Here is a 13,332-nt window from a genome sequence, read left to right as displayed (position 1 = left end):
TAAAGCGGGTTTGAAATAGTTCCTGAGATTTGAAATAATGTAATTTTTAATTTAAGTTAGAATCTTAGCAACTTAGTCGCTTAGAGTCTATTTCTTCAGTAAATCCCTAATTTGTGTAAGCAATTCTTCTTGTGTTGGTCCAGCAGGTGGAGCTTCAACCACAACTTCTTGTTTTTTGGTCCTTTCATATGCTTTTAATACCATAAAAATACAGAATCCAATAATGACAAAGTCAAAAATGGTTTGAACAAAAGCACCATAATTAATTGCGACTTCAGCAATTGCAGGAACTTTCTCGGTTCCTTTTTCCATAACTGCAGGAACGCCATCTTGAAGTACCACTTTTAGATTTTTAAAATCTACTTTCCCTAGTAACAACCCAATTGGCGGCATTAAAACGTCATTGGTAAAAGAGGTTACAATTTTTCCAAAAGCACCTCCAACGATTACTGCTGTTGCCAAATTTACTATTTCACCTTTCATTAAAAAGGCCTTAAAATCACTTATGAATCCCATAACATATTGGTTTTAATTAGTTTTACAAAGATATCGAATAACGAATATACTTATTTTTTGAAAACAAAATATTATTATTCTCTATAAAAAACACGTTTTACCCGTTGTGAAATACTCGTCATGATTTCATACGGAATCGTCTTTAATTGCTCCGCCATATAAGTTACTGTTGGGCTTTCGCCAAAAATCACTACCGAATCCCCTTCTTTGCAATCAATCTCAGTGACATCTGCCATGAGCATATCCATACACACACTTCCTAGAATGGGTGCTTTTTTATTTTTTATGGTTACAAATCCCACTCCATTTCCCCAACTCCTAGCAATACCATCGGCATAACCAATAGGAATGGTGGCAATCCGAGATTCTCTGTTTGCTATAAATCGTCTGCCATAGCCTACACTTTCTCCTGATTGAATGGTTCTAATTTGAGAAATAATAGATTTTAAAGTCCCTACATTTTCGAGGTATTTTTGTTCTTTTGGATCATTAGAAACACCATAAAGTCCAATTCCCAAACGAACCATATCATATTGTGCTTGTGGAAAATTACTAATTCCGGAAGTGTTCAAAATATGGCGAATGGGTGTAATTTGCAATTCATTCATCAACTGAGACGATAATTTTTCGAATAAATTAATTTGATATGTTACAAAATCTATATGTTGCAAATCATCACTTGTTGCCAAATGAGATAAAATACTTTTCACTTTTACCGAATGATTTCCTTTCAAAGTAGTTATCAAACCATCGATTGTATTGGCTTCAAAACCCAAACGATGCATTCCGGTATCTAACTTTATATGTATCGGGAAATCTTTTAGTTTCTTTTGCTCTGCGATTTTCAAGAAGGCATTCAGTCCTTTTATACTGTAAATCTCTGGCTCCAATTGATGCTGAATAATTGCAGGAAAGCTTGTGTTTTCAGGATTCAAAACCATAATAGGCAATTTGATTCCCGCCGTTTTCAAAGAGATTCCTTCATCGGCGAAAGCCACACCTAAATAATCAACTTTGTGATGTTCTAGTAATTTTGCGATTTCAAAACCACCACTTCCATAACCAAATGCTTTTACCATCGCCATCATTTTGGTATTGGGTTTTAGTTTTGATTTAAAGAAATTAAAATTGTGACTTATCGCATTCAGATTAATCTCCAGAACCGTTTCATGTGTTTTCTCAGCCATTGCAGCCACGATTTCTTCAAACTGAAATGATCGTGCTCCTTTGATTAGAATAGTTTCGTTTTCAAAATTCAATTGCCCCAATTGCAATAAAAACGCTTCGGTATCTTTATAAAAAACTGCATTGGGAAGCTTGGTTTTTAAAGTTGAAATCGTTTCGCCAATTCCAATAACGCGACTGATATTATTAGAGACTATCAATTCGGCGACTTTAGAATACAATACTTCATTTGACAATCCGCTCTGAAAGATATCTGAAAGCACGACGGTTTTTTTCTGATGTTGTTTTTGACTTTCCAGAAAATCCAATGCTATTTTTAAAGATTGAAAATCGGAACTATAACTGTCATCGATAATACTGCAATTATTGATTGCTTTTTTTACTTTCAAGCGCATTTCAATCGGATACAACAACTCAATTCTATTCTGAATGGTTTTGGTATCGTATTCTAAATACAGTAAAACCAAAAGACAACTCATTACATTTTCGACCGAAGCATCGTCTATAAAAGGAATTTGCAAAGTCGAAACATTCCCTTTATAATGGCATTCGACAATCGTACTGTCGTGGGTATGTCCTTTTTTGGATATAAAAACTGTAGCTGTTGTATCTGTGAAAGACCAAGAAAAAAGCCCTCTAGCCTTCGAAGGGGGAATATGTCCACTACAATAAGATAAACAGTTATCAACTAATTTACTTTTTTGATAAACCAAAACCTCCGATTGTTGGAAAAGCAGTATTTTTTCTTTTATTTTTTCTTCCAAATTAGTAAAACCTTCATCGTGCGCAGAACCTATATTGGTTAAAATTCCAATTGTGGGTTGAATGATTTTTTGCAGTTTCTCCATTTCTGAAACGGTCGAAATTCCAGCTTCAAAAATTCCAAGATTGTGTTGCTCATTGATAGCAAGCACTGATAAAGGTACTCCAACTTGTGAATTATAACTTTTAGGACTTCGAATAACGTTATAATCAGGGCTCAAAAGAAAGTTAAGCCATTCCTTCACAATCGTTTTACCGTTACTTCCTGTCACACCAATAATTGGAAATGAAAAAAGACTTCGGTAATAGGCCGCAATTTGTTGTAAAGCCTCTAAAGTATTTTGGACAATTAAAAAATTAGCCTTCCCTTCAAGTCCTTCAGGAATATGGGTTACAACAAAATTGTGAACTCCCTTGCTAATTAAATCCTTGATGTAAATATGCGCGTCGTTATTGATTCCTGTTAAAGCAAAAAAGAGAGTTTTTTGATTATTTTGCAAAGAACGACTGTCTATTGAAATGGTATCTATAGTTTCTCCTATTAGATTTCCATTCCATTTCGATTTTAGGATACTTTCAATATTTGCAGTATTTAAATTCAATTTTGGTCTTTATTTTTAGTTTTTTGACTCTCCTCATTTTTATCATCTTTCCGCATTGCATGATAATAGGCCGCGCGGCTTAATGGTTCATACTCTTCGGTTTCACCAAGCATTACGAGTTTATCATTGTCGGTTTTTCGAAAACTATAATTGGCTAAATTCCCCGTTCGGGTACACACGGCATGCACTTTGGTTACATACTCTGCAGTGGCCATAAGCGCTGGCATTGGACCAAAAGGATTTCCCTTAAAATCCATATCCAAACCTGCAACAATCACACGAATTCCCTGGTTAGCAAGGTCATTGCAAACGGTTACAATCTCATCATCAAAAAACTGTGCTTCATCAATTCCAACCACATCACAGCCTTGTGCCAAAATCGCAATATTGGCTGCAGCAGGAACGGGTGTAGAACGAATTTCATTACTGTCATGAGACACTACCATTTCATCATGATAGCGGGTATCAATAGCGGGTTTGAAAATCTCCACTTTTTGTTTGGCAAATTGTGCTCGCTTTAATCTACGAATAAGCTCTTCGGTTTTTCCCGAAAACATGGAGCCGCAAATGACTTCAATCCAACCAAACTGCTCTTTATGATTTACTGTGTTTTCGAGAAACATTTTGTATTTTTCTACCTTAAAAAATGAATAGTTTTTATTACTTTGTAACGGTAATAAATCAATTGGGTAAACTTCAATTTTACCTCGTTTCAAAAGTAGATAATTTTTATCAATTCAGAAATTTGAGAGGTCTTATTTCGATAATAAAAAAAAGTTAATCCGTTGCCAACAATTACAAACAAAGAACAATAGTACAAAAAGCCATATTCATTATAATTTCAGAAGCCATGAAAAAAAAATTGGAAGCCGACTTAATCAGCATAGCACATAGAATTTTGCAACTTAAAAACAAATCTGATGTCAATCAATTGTTTTTAGAAACCCAGAAACTATATGAAAAATTAGCTGTCCTACGTTTTGTCGAAGAACATTTTGGGGAGCCTAAACCAACCATTGGTCAAGCAGAAGTTGTAGCGAAAATGAAAGAATTTTTCGAAAACATTGCTGTACCAGAATTTCAAAGACCCCCTGCAATTATCAAATCCGCCGTAGAAGAATCTCCTGAAGATAAAATCATAGAGGAAGAACCTATTCCTACAGCAGAAATTGAAGAAACCAAAAACGAACAAACCAAAGAGCAACTAGAAGAAGTCATTGCAACTATAGATGATATTCCAGTATCAATACCTGTAGAACCTATAGCTGAAATTGAAGAATCAAAAGAAGTTATAGCTGAAAAAAAAGAAGAAATTGCCTCCCTTGAAGCACCACTGTTCGTTTTAGAAAAAACAGAAATTGAACCTATTACTAAGCCAATAGAATCTGAAAAACCAGAAACTCAAAAGAAAAAAGAAGCGGTTCAAATTTCCTTTGATGATCTTCTTGGTGGAAAATATATAGACCCCGATTTTGTAAAAGTTTCTCCATCGGAAAAAAAGCAACAATCTGATTCCAGTAATTCCGCCCCTTCATTTAATTTTAAAAAAGAAACGACTACAACTGCTGAACCAACACCATTTGAAAAAGAAGAGCCCAAACCAGTTCCTCTGAATGACAAATTAGCAAAGGAAATCACCATTGGACTAAATGACCGAATTGCTTTTGTCAAACATTTGTTTGGAGGAAATAACGAAGATTACAACCGAGTTCTCAATCAACTCATCACATTTGACACTTTTTTAGAAACCAAAACTTTTATTGACGAAATGGTAAAACCAGATTACAATAATTGGGAAGGTAAAGAAGAATATGAACTTCGCTTTGTGGAAATCATTGAGAAAAAATTCTTATCCTTTTAAGAAAACTAAATCACTTTCTATATAATAAATTCTCTCTTTAAGCCATTAAAATGTCAAAATTATATATCGTCCCTACACCTATTGGCAATCTCGAAGACATGACTTTTCGTGCCATTCGGATTCTAAAAGAAGTAGATTTAATACTAGCTGAAGACACTAGAACCAGCGGAAAATTGCTCAAGCATTTCGAGATTGGCACACACATGTACAGCCATCACATGCACAACGAGCACAAAACTATCGAGAATTTAATTTCTAGAATGAAAGCGGGAGAAACCATTGCTTTGATTTCGGATGCAGGAACACCAGCCATTTCAGACCCTGGTTTTTTACTGACTCGTGCTTGCATCGAAAATGGAATAACCGTAGAATGTTTGCCTGGTGCAACGGCTTTTGTCCCTGCTCTTGTCAATAGCGGATTGCCCAATGACAAGTTTGTTTTCGAGGGTTTTCTTCCCGAAAAAAAAGGAAGACAAACCCGTTATCTCGAACTTGCCGAAGAAACTCGCACCATGATTTTGTATGTTTCCCCGCATAAGTTAGTTAAAACTTTAGCCGAATTTATTACCTATTTTGGCGAAGAACGCAGCATTTGTGTGAGTAGAGAATTATCAAAACTACACGAAGAAAACGTAAGAGGTACAACTCGTGAAGTTTTAACTCATTTTGAAAAAATAGCCCCTCGTGGTGAAATTGTAGTCGTGGTAGCTGGTAAACCAATTGTAAAAGAAGCCAAGAAAAGTAAATTTTCGAAAGACGAATAAATCATGCCTCAACCTAAAATTTATATTCTTGGTGCTGGACTAACTGGCTTGACCATTGCCTATTTACTTCAAAAGAAAGGAATTCAATGTCAATTATTAGAAGCTAATTCTAGAATTGGTGGACGAATTGAAACTATTTCAGGAGAATCTGGTGTAACTATAGAAATGGGCGCTACGTGGTTCAGTCAACAACATCCTTCCCTTTTGGCTTTATTAGACGAACTCCAGCTATCTTATTTTAAACAACATACTAGTGGAATTTCACTTTTTGAAACGATGTCTTTTGTGCCTCCTCAAAAATTTGAAATTCCAGATGCAGAGGCGGCTTCCTATCGAATAGAGGGTGGGACTGCGAAACTAATAAACACTTTGATTGCAAAAATTGGTTTGGACAACCTTAAAAACAACTCAAAAGTGATTGCTTTAAAATTGCTAAATAACCAAATCGAAATTACAACTGAAAAAGGCGAAACCTATTTGGCCGATAAAGTGATATCTACCTTACCCCCTCATTTGCTAGTAAAAACAATAGTATTTGAACCCAATTTACCTGATTCTTTATTACAATTGGCCAAGAAAACGCACACTTGGATGGGAGAATCCATTAAATTTGCAGTAGAATATCCAACTGCCTTTTGGAAAGAAAATAATTTTTCGGGAACCTTATTCAGTCAAGCTAGCATCATTCAAGAAATGTACGATCACAGTAGTGCAGATCACACAAAATTTGCATTAAAAGGATTCTTGAATGGCGGGACAAACACCCTTTCGAAAGAAGAAAGAAAAGAAAAAGTAATTCAACAACTCATTGCCTTTTTTGGTGTGGAAGCGAAAAATTATACTGCCTACTATGAGAAAGTTTGGAGAGAGGAGCCCCTTGCCTTTCTTCCCTATGAACAATTAATAATGGCGCATCAAAACAATGGGCATGCAATGTATAAAAATAAATTTTTTGAAGATAAATTATACATTTCAGGCTCTGAAACGGCCACACAGAATCCAGGCTATATGGATGGCGCAATAAACGCTGCTCAAACTATTGCCTCTCAATTTTAATATAAATTCATCAACATGTCTATATCTATATTTTTAGAAAAACTAAAAGAAATTCCAAAATCTATAACCTTTGCAGAAACTATTGCAACAATAGAAGAAAACTACACATTTACACCAACCGCTTTTCAAAACGGAGAACAACTTAATAATGCTGGAGAAAATTCAGGTTCTTGTAAATTATTTGCTTTTGCACAATTGCAAAAACTATCTGCTGCAGAAACATTAGCTTGTTTTGGAGACTATTATTTTGAAGAAGTTTTAGGAGATCCAAACGGAACCAATCATCAAAACATTCGCAACTTTATAAAAACAGGTTGGGACGGAATTCAATTTGAAGGAGTAGCATTAGTGCAAAAATAAAACATTCTTTTTGTAGCTTTTGTGTTTCGTTATGTTTTATTTATGATTATAATGAAACATAAATGCTACATTTTATAATTCATAATTTGTTTGCCAATTTGCTCTATCTGTGTTTGGTCTATTCCTGCTTTAAATGCATAATCTTTCCAATTCGAAAGCACTTCGTTACACAACTCAATTATTGGTTTTGGCTTTTTAAGGTTTATGTTTTGGGCAACTGCCAAAAGATCTTCCAATAAAATATTTTCTCTTTTTCCATTCACACTCATTTGATGCGCTTTTAACCAAAAATTGTCTGGGTTGTAAGCATAAGTCACATCATAGGCTGGAGACAATTGCCAATCCCCATTTGGAAACATCAAAAAAGAAATATTCTTGGTATGATCGTCTTGATTTCTGGACATTACATTAAAAACCATACGCCTGTACAATTCTTCCATATCCGAATACGGCAAACGCATTTGACGCATTACCTGAAAAGCCTGCTCATAAGAATAAGCCCGTGGTTGATTGTAGTCAAAATGAGCAATCCCGCACAACGTTTGCATGTGAATTTTTTGGTTGTTTTGCCTATCAAACCGCTTAGTCATAAAATGCGAACGATTATTTTCGGTCATCAATTTACTCTCAGACATAGCAATTCTGGCATCGATAGCCATCAAATAATAAGCATATTCAATATTTCCGTACCCTTTGGGATCTCCCAATTGATGATTGGTAACACCATCAAACTTAATCAGCCAATAATCAAAACCTGCCAGTCCATCAACTTGTCCCGAACGTACTTCCCCCGAAGTTTTATTGTACGCAATAATGGCTTTGGCTCTTGCTCCTCCCGCAGAACTACCCACTTGCAAAATATCCGAAAACCCCTTTTCGGAATCCATATTGGAATGGAAATCACTGCGCGTATCCAAAACTTCCTTGGCAAATTTTACCAATTCCTGAATTTCGATAGGATTCGATTTTTCAACAGTAGCATTACTTGCAGGTTCAAATTCCAAAGCGCCCATCCCTCTTTTGCCAATATAACAAAGACGATCCACAGGATTAAAATCGTCACTGCTTTTACCTTGTTGTGCCAGCCAAGCATCAATGATTTGATTACCAAATTTATCCGGCAAACTATCTGCCAATAATCCTGGCAATCCTTTAAAAGTATCCGGATTTAATAACGGAAACGAAAAAACTTTTCTACCTCTTTGAGCGTCTGCAATAGGCATCATTAAAGGAGAAAGATCCAATCCCAATTTAAAAAACTGTTTGTCGTATTCAAAAACACCATAATTCTTTTGTTGATCCCAAAGAACAACCCCAACTTTATGATTCCAAATTTTTACATCGGCAATTGCAATCATAATTAATAGGAGTTAGGATCCGAATTTCTTGAAGTAGGCGAAGCTTTTTTACGAAGCTTTCTTTGAGCTTCCATAACCATTATCGGGCTTATTTCGGGTTCTTCATTCAAGTAATTTAATAATTCTAATTTTTCTAAAGCACGCAGCAACTGTATCAAAGTCATTAAATTGATTGCTTTTCCTGTTTCCATTCTGCTTATGGTAATTCTATTAACACCCGATTTTTCCGAAAGTTCTTCCTGCGAAATGTTTTTATTCAAACGCATTTGTTTTATGCTTTTGCAAAGGGTCTCCACAATTGCATTATCTGTCAATGCATACCAGTTTTTATAGTAACTTTTTTGTTCCATTATATCATAAATTAAACTATAACGACGCTTATTTGTATCAAAAATACAATTTTCTTTTTATTTTTAAACATTATTATCCACAAATTAAAAAACTATTTTGCCCCTGTTTTAATTTAAAAATTTTAAATTCGTATTCCAAAGATTCTTACTGGAGTACATCTCTTTATTACACCTAACCTATCAAATTTTCATAAAAAATGCGTTGGACTTTAAAGCCAAAACCTACTGAAGAAAAAATAGAGCATCTAGCCCAAGCGTTGAATGTTGAAAAATTTGTTGCTGCTTTATTAATACAAAGAGGTATTGAAACATTTGAGCAAGCTCGTCTTTTTTTTAGACCAAGTTTAGATGATTTGCATGATCCTTTCTTGATGAAAGACATGGATAAAGCCGTCGAACGCATTGAAAAAGCGATTGCAAATCAAGAAAACATACTCGTTTTTGGCGATTATGATGTCGATGGAACCACTGCGGTGTCACTTGTTTCTTCCTATTTAAGAACCTTTTACCCAAACGTTGCTACCTATATTCCAGATCGCTATGCCGAAGGATATGGCATCTCGTATAAAGGAATTGACTTTGCAGACGATAATGGTTTTTCACTAATTATAGCGCTGGATTGTGGTATAAAATCAATCGATCATGTCGCTTACGCAAAAGAACGAAACATCGATTTCATAATTTGTGATCACCACAGACCAGGAGAAACACTGCCAGAAGCAGTTGCAGTTTTGGATCCAAAAAGAGAAGATTGTCATTATCCTTATGATGAGCTATGCGGATGCGGAGTAGGATTCAAACTCATTCAAGCCTTAGGAACAAACCGGGATCAAACTATTGAAGACCTCGTATTGTACCTTGACTTGGTGGCTACAGCAATTGCCGCAGATATTGTCCCAATGACCGGAGAGAATCGGGTTTTGGCCTATTTTGGACTTCAAGTTATTAATGCAGAACCAAGACCTGGAATCAAGGCATTAGTACATCAAGTAAAAAAGAAAACACTCGATATAACAGATGTTGTATTTATAATTGCTCCAAGAATCAATGCCGCAGGGCGAATAAAACACGGCAACCATGCAGTTGAATTATTGACTGAATTCAATTTTGAACAAGCACAACAATTTGCCTCCGAAATTGAGCAATACAATTCGGATCGAAAAGATTTAGACAAGCAAATCACCAAAGAAGCACTATTGCAAATAACCGAAAATCAAGAAGAAAAAAACTTTACATCAGTCGTTTTTCAAGAAGATTGGCACAAAGGAGTAATCGGGATTGTAGCTTCGCGATTGATAGAAACCTACTACCGTCCCACTCTAGTTTTTACAAAAAGTGGTGACAAATATGCCGCTTCAGCACGATCCGTAAAAGGCTTTGATGTGTATAATGCTCTCGAAGCCTGTTCCGAACATTTAGAGCAATTTGGAGGACACATGTACGCTGCAGGAATGACTTTGAAAGCAGAGAATTACCAAAATTTTAAAAATGCATTTGAGAAAATAGTACAAAAAACCATTCAGCCCGATCAATTAACGCCGGAAATAGCTATTGATGCCGAAATTAGTTTTGGTGATATCTCTCCTAAATTAATTCGGATTTTAAAACAATTCGAACCATTTGGTCCATTGAATATGACTCCTGTTTTTTTAACCAAAAAAATAAAAGATACTGGCTATGCTAAAACTTTGGGTTCTGATGAGGAGCATTTAAAACTATTCGTCAAACAAAACAACTCCGAAGGCTTAACAGCTATAGGTTTTGGACTAGGAAATAAAAAAGAAATTACTGACAACCAAAAAGAATTTGAAGCCGTATATTGCATCGATGAAAATGAATGGAAAGACAAAGTGAGCATTCAATTACGATTAAAAGATATTAAATAATTTAAAATGAAAAAAAACGACCCTTACGCAGCCTTGAGATATAAAGAATTTAATACTTTTTTATTAATTCGTTTCGCCATGGTATTTGCTTGGTCCATGCAGTTTATCATTATTGAATGGGAAGTATATAGAATGACGAAAAGTGCTTTATCCCTTGGAATTATTGGATTAATGGAGATTATTCCTGCTATCGCAGTTTCATTATTTGCTGGTCACTTTGTCGATCAAAATGAAAAAAAAGGACTTTTACTCAAGTGCATTTTGGGTTTCTCTGTTATCAGTTTAGGATTATTTTTAATCACTTGGCCAATAGTAAATACAGGATTATCTACCCCAATTGTATTATACACCATTTACTTCTTGGTATTCTTAGGAGGAATTGTTCGTTCCTTTTTGGGACCAACCGTTTTTTCGCTATTGGCATTGATCGTTCCTAAAAAAGCATACTCGAATGCTGCAACTTGGAGTAGTTCGGTTTGGCAAGTTGGTTCTGTCGTAGGACCTGCCGTTGCGGGCTTTTCTATTCATTTAATTGGGGTTCATTGGTCTTTGAGCACCGTTCTTGGATGCTCTGTATTTGCTTCGCTTCTTCTAACACAAATTGAAAAAAAACCTATTTTAAATCCAAAAATTGGAGAACCTGTAATGGACAGTTTGATTGAGGGAGTTAAATTTGTGTATAACAACAAAACCATTTTGAGTGCTTTGACACTCGATATGGCTGCTGTTTTGTTTGGAGGTGCAGTTGCTCTACTCCCTATTTTTGCTTTAGATATTTTAAAAGTAGGACCAGAAGGATTTGGTTTCTTGAGAGCAGCACCAGCGGTTGGCGCCATTTTGACTATGTTTTTTACAGCCTATGTTCCTGTGAACAAAAATGCAGGAATGAAATTACTAACGGCTATTTTCCTTTTTGGTGTTTGTATTATTATTTTCGGACTTTCAACAATCTTTTGGATTTCGCTTTTGGCATTATTCTTTAGTGGGATTGTAGATGGAATATCAATGGTGATTCGTCAAACCATTTTGCAACTCAAAACTCCAGATCACATGCGAGGGCGTGTAGCGTCAGTAAACTCGATTTTCGTAGGGTCATCGAATGAATTGGGTGCTTTTGAGAGTGGATTGACAGCCAAATTAATGGGAACAGTAACAGCAGTCGTTTTTGGCGGAACTATGACATTAATTATTGTATTATTTACTGGATTTATTTCTCCCGAATTTAGAAACTTAGATTTAACAAAAGATCTGGAAGACCATGAAAAACAAGAGTAATTAATACTTTTTGACCTCAAATGTTTCTCCATCAAAAACTCCGTAGGTAAAATAACTGATCCAATCCCCAAGATTAACGTATTCAGAATTTTCGCCTACTGATTTAATCATTGGTAAGTGACGGTGGCCAAAAACAAAATAGTTATAATGCTTTGTTTCCAATTTTCGTTTGGCATAAAGCATCAGCCATTCGTTTTCTTCACCTAAAAATTTAACATCTTCAGCTCCAGAAATAAGTTTGTTTTTTACTGAAAGGTATTGTGCCAATTTTACTCCAATATCGGGGTGTAGCCATCTAAAAAGCCATTTTGAAAAGGGATTGGTAAATACTTTTTTCATGCGTTTGTATCCCATATCACCTGGTCCTTTTCCATCGCCATGCCCTATTAGAAAAGTTTTATTTCCAAAAATATATTCTTGATTGTCGTGGTAAACAGGAATATTCAATTCTGTTTCAAAATAATCGGACATCCATAAATCGTGGTTGCCTACAAAGAAATAAATAGGAATACCGCTGTCACGAATTTCGGCCAATTTTCCTAAAATTCGAACAAAGCCTTTGGGAACAACGGTTTTATACTCGAACCAAAAATCAAATAAATCACCTAAAAGAAAAATAGCTTCGGCATCCTGTTTGACTTCATCGAGCCAAGCTACAAACTTTTGTTCTCTAGGAAAACTAAGTTCAGGAGTTGGCGCTCCAAAATGTTGATCGGAAGCGAAATAGATTTTTTTATGGTTTGATAATTGCATGAAAATGAAGTGTATATTATTGATTGTCGCTGGCAAACCACTCGGCAAATGACGATTCGGTTTCTTGTAATTTCAAAGAAAATAATTGAATATTTTTAGGTAATCTTCGAATAATTCTTTGAGAAAAATCGACTACCATGTTTTCGCTTGTGGGTTGATAGTCTACCAATATTACATGATGTCCGCGATTTTTTAATTCGTTTGCCAATTCGATATGAGGAGTTGTCTCATTGAAAACGGTAGCGTGATCAAATTGATCGACTATTTCTTCTTTGACAATTTTTTTTAGATCCGAAAAATCAATGACCATTCCATACTTTACATTATTCCGATCCGTAATTGGTTTACCGATAACTGTAACCGATAATTTGTAACTATGACCGTGAACATTTTTACATTTCCCGTCATAACCGTATAAAGCGTGACCGGTTTCAAAATTAAATTGTTTGGTGATTCTAATATTGCTCATTGAAGATCGATTTTGGTTGCAAATTTAATGAATTAGCATGAGAAATGACCCGTAAATGTTGGACAAACGTTTTTGTTTAATAATTTCACAAAGATTCTCGAAGTATTCAGAAAGACCCTTAAAGATTTTTAGGAT

The 13,332-nt window shown here is 35.3% G+C and carries 13 protein-coding genes; 6 read left to right on the top strand and 7 right to left on the bottom strand.

Annotated elements, in window-relative coordinates:
• Nucleotides 1–87: 87 nt before the first annotated feature.
• The 3 genes from mscL to OYT91_RS14720 all read right to left on the bottom strand — a co-directional run bounded on the left by mscL (nucleotide 88) and on the right by OYT91_RS14720 (nucleotide 3,688).
• Nucleotides 88–516, bottom strand: coding sequence for a large-conductance mechanosensitive channel protein MscL (mscL, locus tag OYT91_RS14730; protein ID WP_269224178.1), 429 nt, complete (start codon nucleotides 514–516; stop codon nucleotides 88–90).
• Between the two features lie 74 nt (nucleotides 517–590).
• Nucleotides 591–3,065, bottom strand: a complete 2,475-nt coding sequence (locus OYT91_RS14725) for a bifunctional UDP-N-acetylmuramoyl-tripeptide:D-alanyl-D-alanine ligase/alanine racemase (protein ID WP_281238570.1) — start codon at nucleotides 3,063–3,065, stop codon at nucleotides 591–593.
• Nucleotides 3,062–3,688: a thymidine kinase gene (locus OYT91_RS14720; RefSeq protein WP_281240386.1), complete on the bottom strand. Its 627-nt coding sequence runs from the start codon at nucleotides 3,686–3,688 to the stop codon at nucleotides 3,062–3,064. The genes OYT91_RS14725 and OYT91_RS14720 overlap by 4 nt, the downstream gene beginning before the upstream one ends.
• Nucleotides 3,689–3,915: 227 nt before the next feature.
• Here OYT91_RS14720 and OYT91_RS14715 point away from each other — a divergent pair, with 227 nt between their 5' ends.
• The 4 genes from OYT91_RS14715 to OYT91_RS14700 are packed head-to-tail and all read left to right on the top strand — an operon-like array spanning nucleotide 3,916 to nucleotide 7,106.
• Entirely contained in the window at nucleotides 3,916–4,926 is a 1,011-nt protein-coding gene (locus OYT91_RS14715; protein WP_281238569.1) for a DUF8457 domain-containing protein, read from the top strand.
• A 50-nt stretch (nucleotides 4,927–4,976) separates the two neighbouring features.
• A complete protein-coding gene (gene rsmI / locus OYT91_RS14710) occupies nucleotides 4,977–5,690 on the top strand; it encodes a 16S rRNA (cytidine(1402)-2'-O)-methyltransferase (RefSeq protein ID WP_281238568.1) in 714 nt (237 codons plus the stop codon).
• A 3-nt stretch (nucleotides 5,691–5,693) separates the two neighbouring features.
• Nucleotides 5,694–6,746, top strand: a complete 1,053-nt coding sequence (locus OYT91_RS14705) for a flavin monoamine oxidase family protein (protein WP_281238567.1) — start codon at nucleotides 5,694–5,696, stop codon at nucleotides 6,744–6,746.
• A 15-nt stretch (nucleotides 6,747–6,761) separates the two neighbouring features.
• Nucleotides 6,762–7,106, top strand: a complete 345-nt coding sequence (locus OYT91_RS14700) for a HopJ type III effector protein (RefSeq protein ID WP_281238566.1) — start codon at nucleotides 6,762–6,764, stop codon at nucleotides 7,104–7,106.
• A 65-nt stretch (nucleotides 7,107–7,171) separates the two neighbouring features.
• Here OYT91_RS14700 and OYT91_RS14695 read toward each other — a convergent pair whose 3' ends face one another.
• Nucleotides 7,172–8,464 (bottom strand): type II toxin-antitoxin system HipA family toxin, encoded by a 1,293-nt coding sequence (locus OYT91_RS14695; RefSeq protein WP_281238565.1) that lies wholly within the window; start codon nucleotides 8,462–8,464, stop codon nucleotides 7,172–7,174.
• 2 nt (nucleotides 8,465–8,466) lie between these two features.
• Entirely contained in the window at nucleotides 8,467–8,814 is a 348-nt protein-coding gene (locus tag OYT91_RS14690; RefSeq protein WP_281238564.1) for a type II toxin-antitoxin system RelB family anti-toxin, read from the bottom strand.
• A 197-nt stretch (nucleotides 8,815–9,011) separates the two neighbouring features.
• Between OYT91_RS14690 and recJ the strand changes: the two genes are divergently transcribed.
• Nucleotides 9,012–10,700: a single-stranded-DNA-specific exonuclease RecJ gene (recJ, locus tag OYT91_RS14685; RefSeq protein ID WP_281238563.1), complete on the top strand. Its 1,689-nt coding sequence runs from the start codon at nucleotides 9,012–9,014 to the stop codon at nucleotides 10,698–10,700.
• A gap of 6 nt (nucleotides 10,701–10,706) precedes the next feature.
• Nucleotides 10,707–11,975 carry an MFS transporter gene (locus OYT91_RS14680; RefSeq protein WP_281238562.1) on the top strand — a complete coding sequence of 423 codons (1,269 nt, stop codon included), beginning with the start codon at nucleotides 10,707–10,709 and terminating at the stop codon, nucleotides 11,973–11,975.
• On the opposite strand, the gene OYT91_RS14675 is transcribed toward OYT91_RS14680, so the two are convergent.
• Together OYT91_RS14675 and OYT91_RS14670 are read right to left on the bottom strand one after the other, a co-directional pair.
• Entirely contained in the window at nucleotides 11,976–12,728 is a 753-nt protein-coding gene (locus OYT91_RS14675) for a UDP-2,3-diacylglucosamine diphosphatase (RefSeq protein WP_281238561.1), read from the bottom strand.
• A gap of 16 nt (nucleotides 12,729–12,744) precedes the next feature.
• Nucleotides 12,745–13,197: a 6-pyruvoyl trahydropterin synthase family protein gene (locus tag OYT91_RS14670; RefSeq protein ID WP_281238560.1), complete on the bottom strand. Its 453-nt coding sequence runs from the start codon at nucleotides 13,195–13,197 to the stop codon at nucleotides 12,745–12,747.
• Nucleotides 13,198–13,332 lie beyond the last annotated feature (135 nt).

The sequence above is a fragment of the Flavobacterium praedii genome, assembly GCF_026810365.1.
In the GTDB taxonomy this organism is placed as follows: domain Bacteria; phylum Bacteroidota; class Bacteroidia; order Flavobacteriales; family Flavobacteriaceae; genus Flavobacterium; species Flavobacterium praedii.
The sequence above is the reverse complement of the archived record's forward strand: the minus strand, read 5'-3'. Positions and strand labels throughout refer to the sequence as shown.

What these genes read in the sequence shown, in the direction of transcription:
- OYT91_RS14720 (WP_281240386.1), bottom strand. Translation starts at nt 3,688, where the DNA reads ATGTTTCTCGAAAACACAGTAAATCATAAAGAGCAGTTTGGTTGGATT.
- mscL (WP_269224178.1), bottom strand. Translation starts at nt 516, where the DNA reads ATGGGATTCATAAGTGATTTTAAGGCCTTTTTAATGAAAGGTGAAATA.
- rsmI (WP_281238568.1), top strand. Translation starts at nt 4,977, where the DNA reads ATGTCAAAATTATATATCGTCCCTACACCTATTGGCAATCTCGAAGAC.
- OYT91_RS14675 (WP_281238561.1), bottom strand. Translation starts at nt 12,728, where the DNA reads ATGCAATTATCAAACCATAAAAAAATCTATTTCGCTTCCGATCAACAT.
- OYT91_RS14705 (WP_281238567.1), top strand. Translation starts at nt 5,694, where the DNA reads ATGCCTCAACCTAAAATTTATATTCTTGGTGCTGGACTAACTGGCTTG.
- OYT91_RS14715 (WP_281238569.1), top strand. Translation starts at nt 3,916, where the DNA reads ATGAAAAAAAAATTGGAAGCCGACTTAATCAGCATAGCACATAGAATT.
- recJ (WP_281238563.1), top strand. Translation starts at nt 9,012, where the DNA reads ATGCGTTGGACTTTAAAGCCAAAACCTACTGAAGAAAAAATAGAGCAT.
- OYT91_RS14690 (WP_281238564.1), bottom strand. Translation starts at nt 8,814, where the DNA reads ATGGAACAAAAAAGTTACTATAAAAACTGGTATGCATTGACAGATAAT.
- OYT91_RS14680 (WP_281238562.1), top strand. Translation starts at nt 10,707, where the DNA reads ATGAAAAAAAACGACCCTTACGCAGCCTTGAGATATAAAGAATTTAAT.
- OYT91_RS14670 (WP_281238560.1), bottom strand. Translation starts at nt 13,197, where the DNA reads ATGAGCAATATTAGAATCACCAAACAATTTAATTTTGAAACCGGTCAC.
- OYT91_RS14700 (WP_281238566.1), top strand. Translation starts at nt 6,762, where the DNA reads ATGTCTATATCTATATTTTTAGAAAAACTAAAAGAAATTCCAAAATCT.
- OYT91_RS14695 (WP_281238565.1), bottom strand. Translation starts at nt 8,464, where the DNA reads ATGATTGCAATTGCCGATGTAAAAATTTGGAATCATAAAGTTGGGGTT.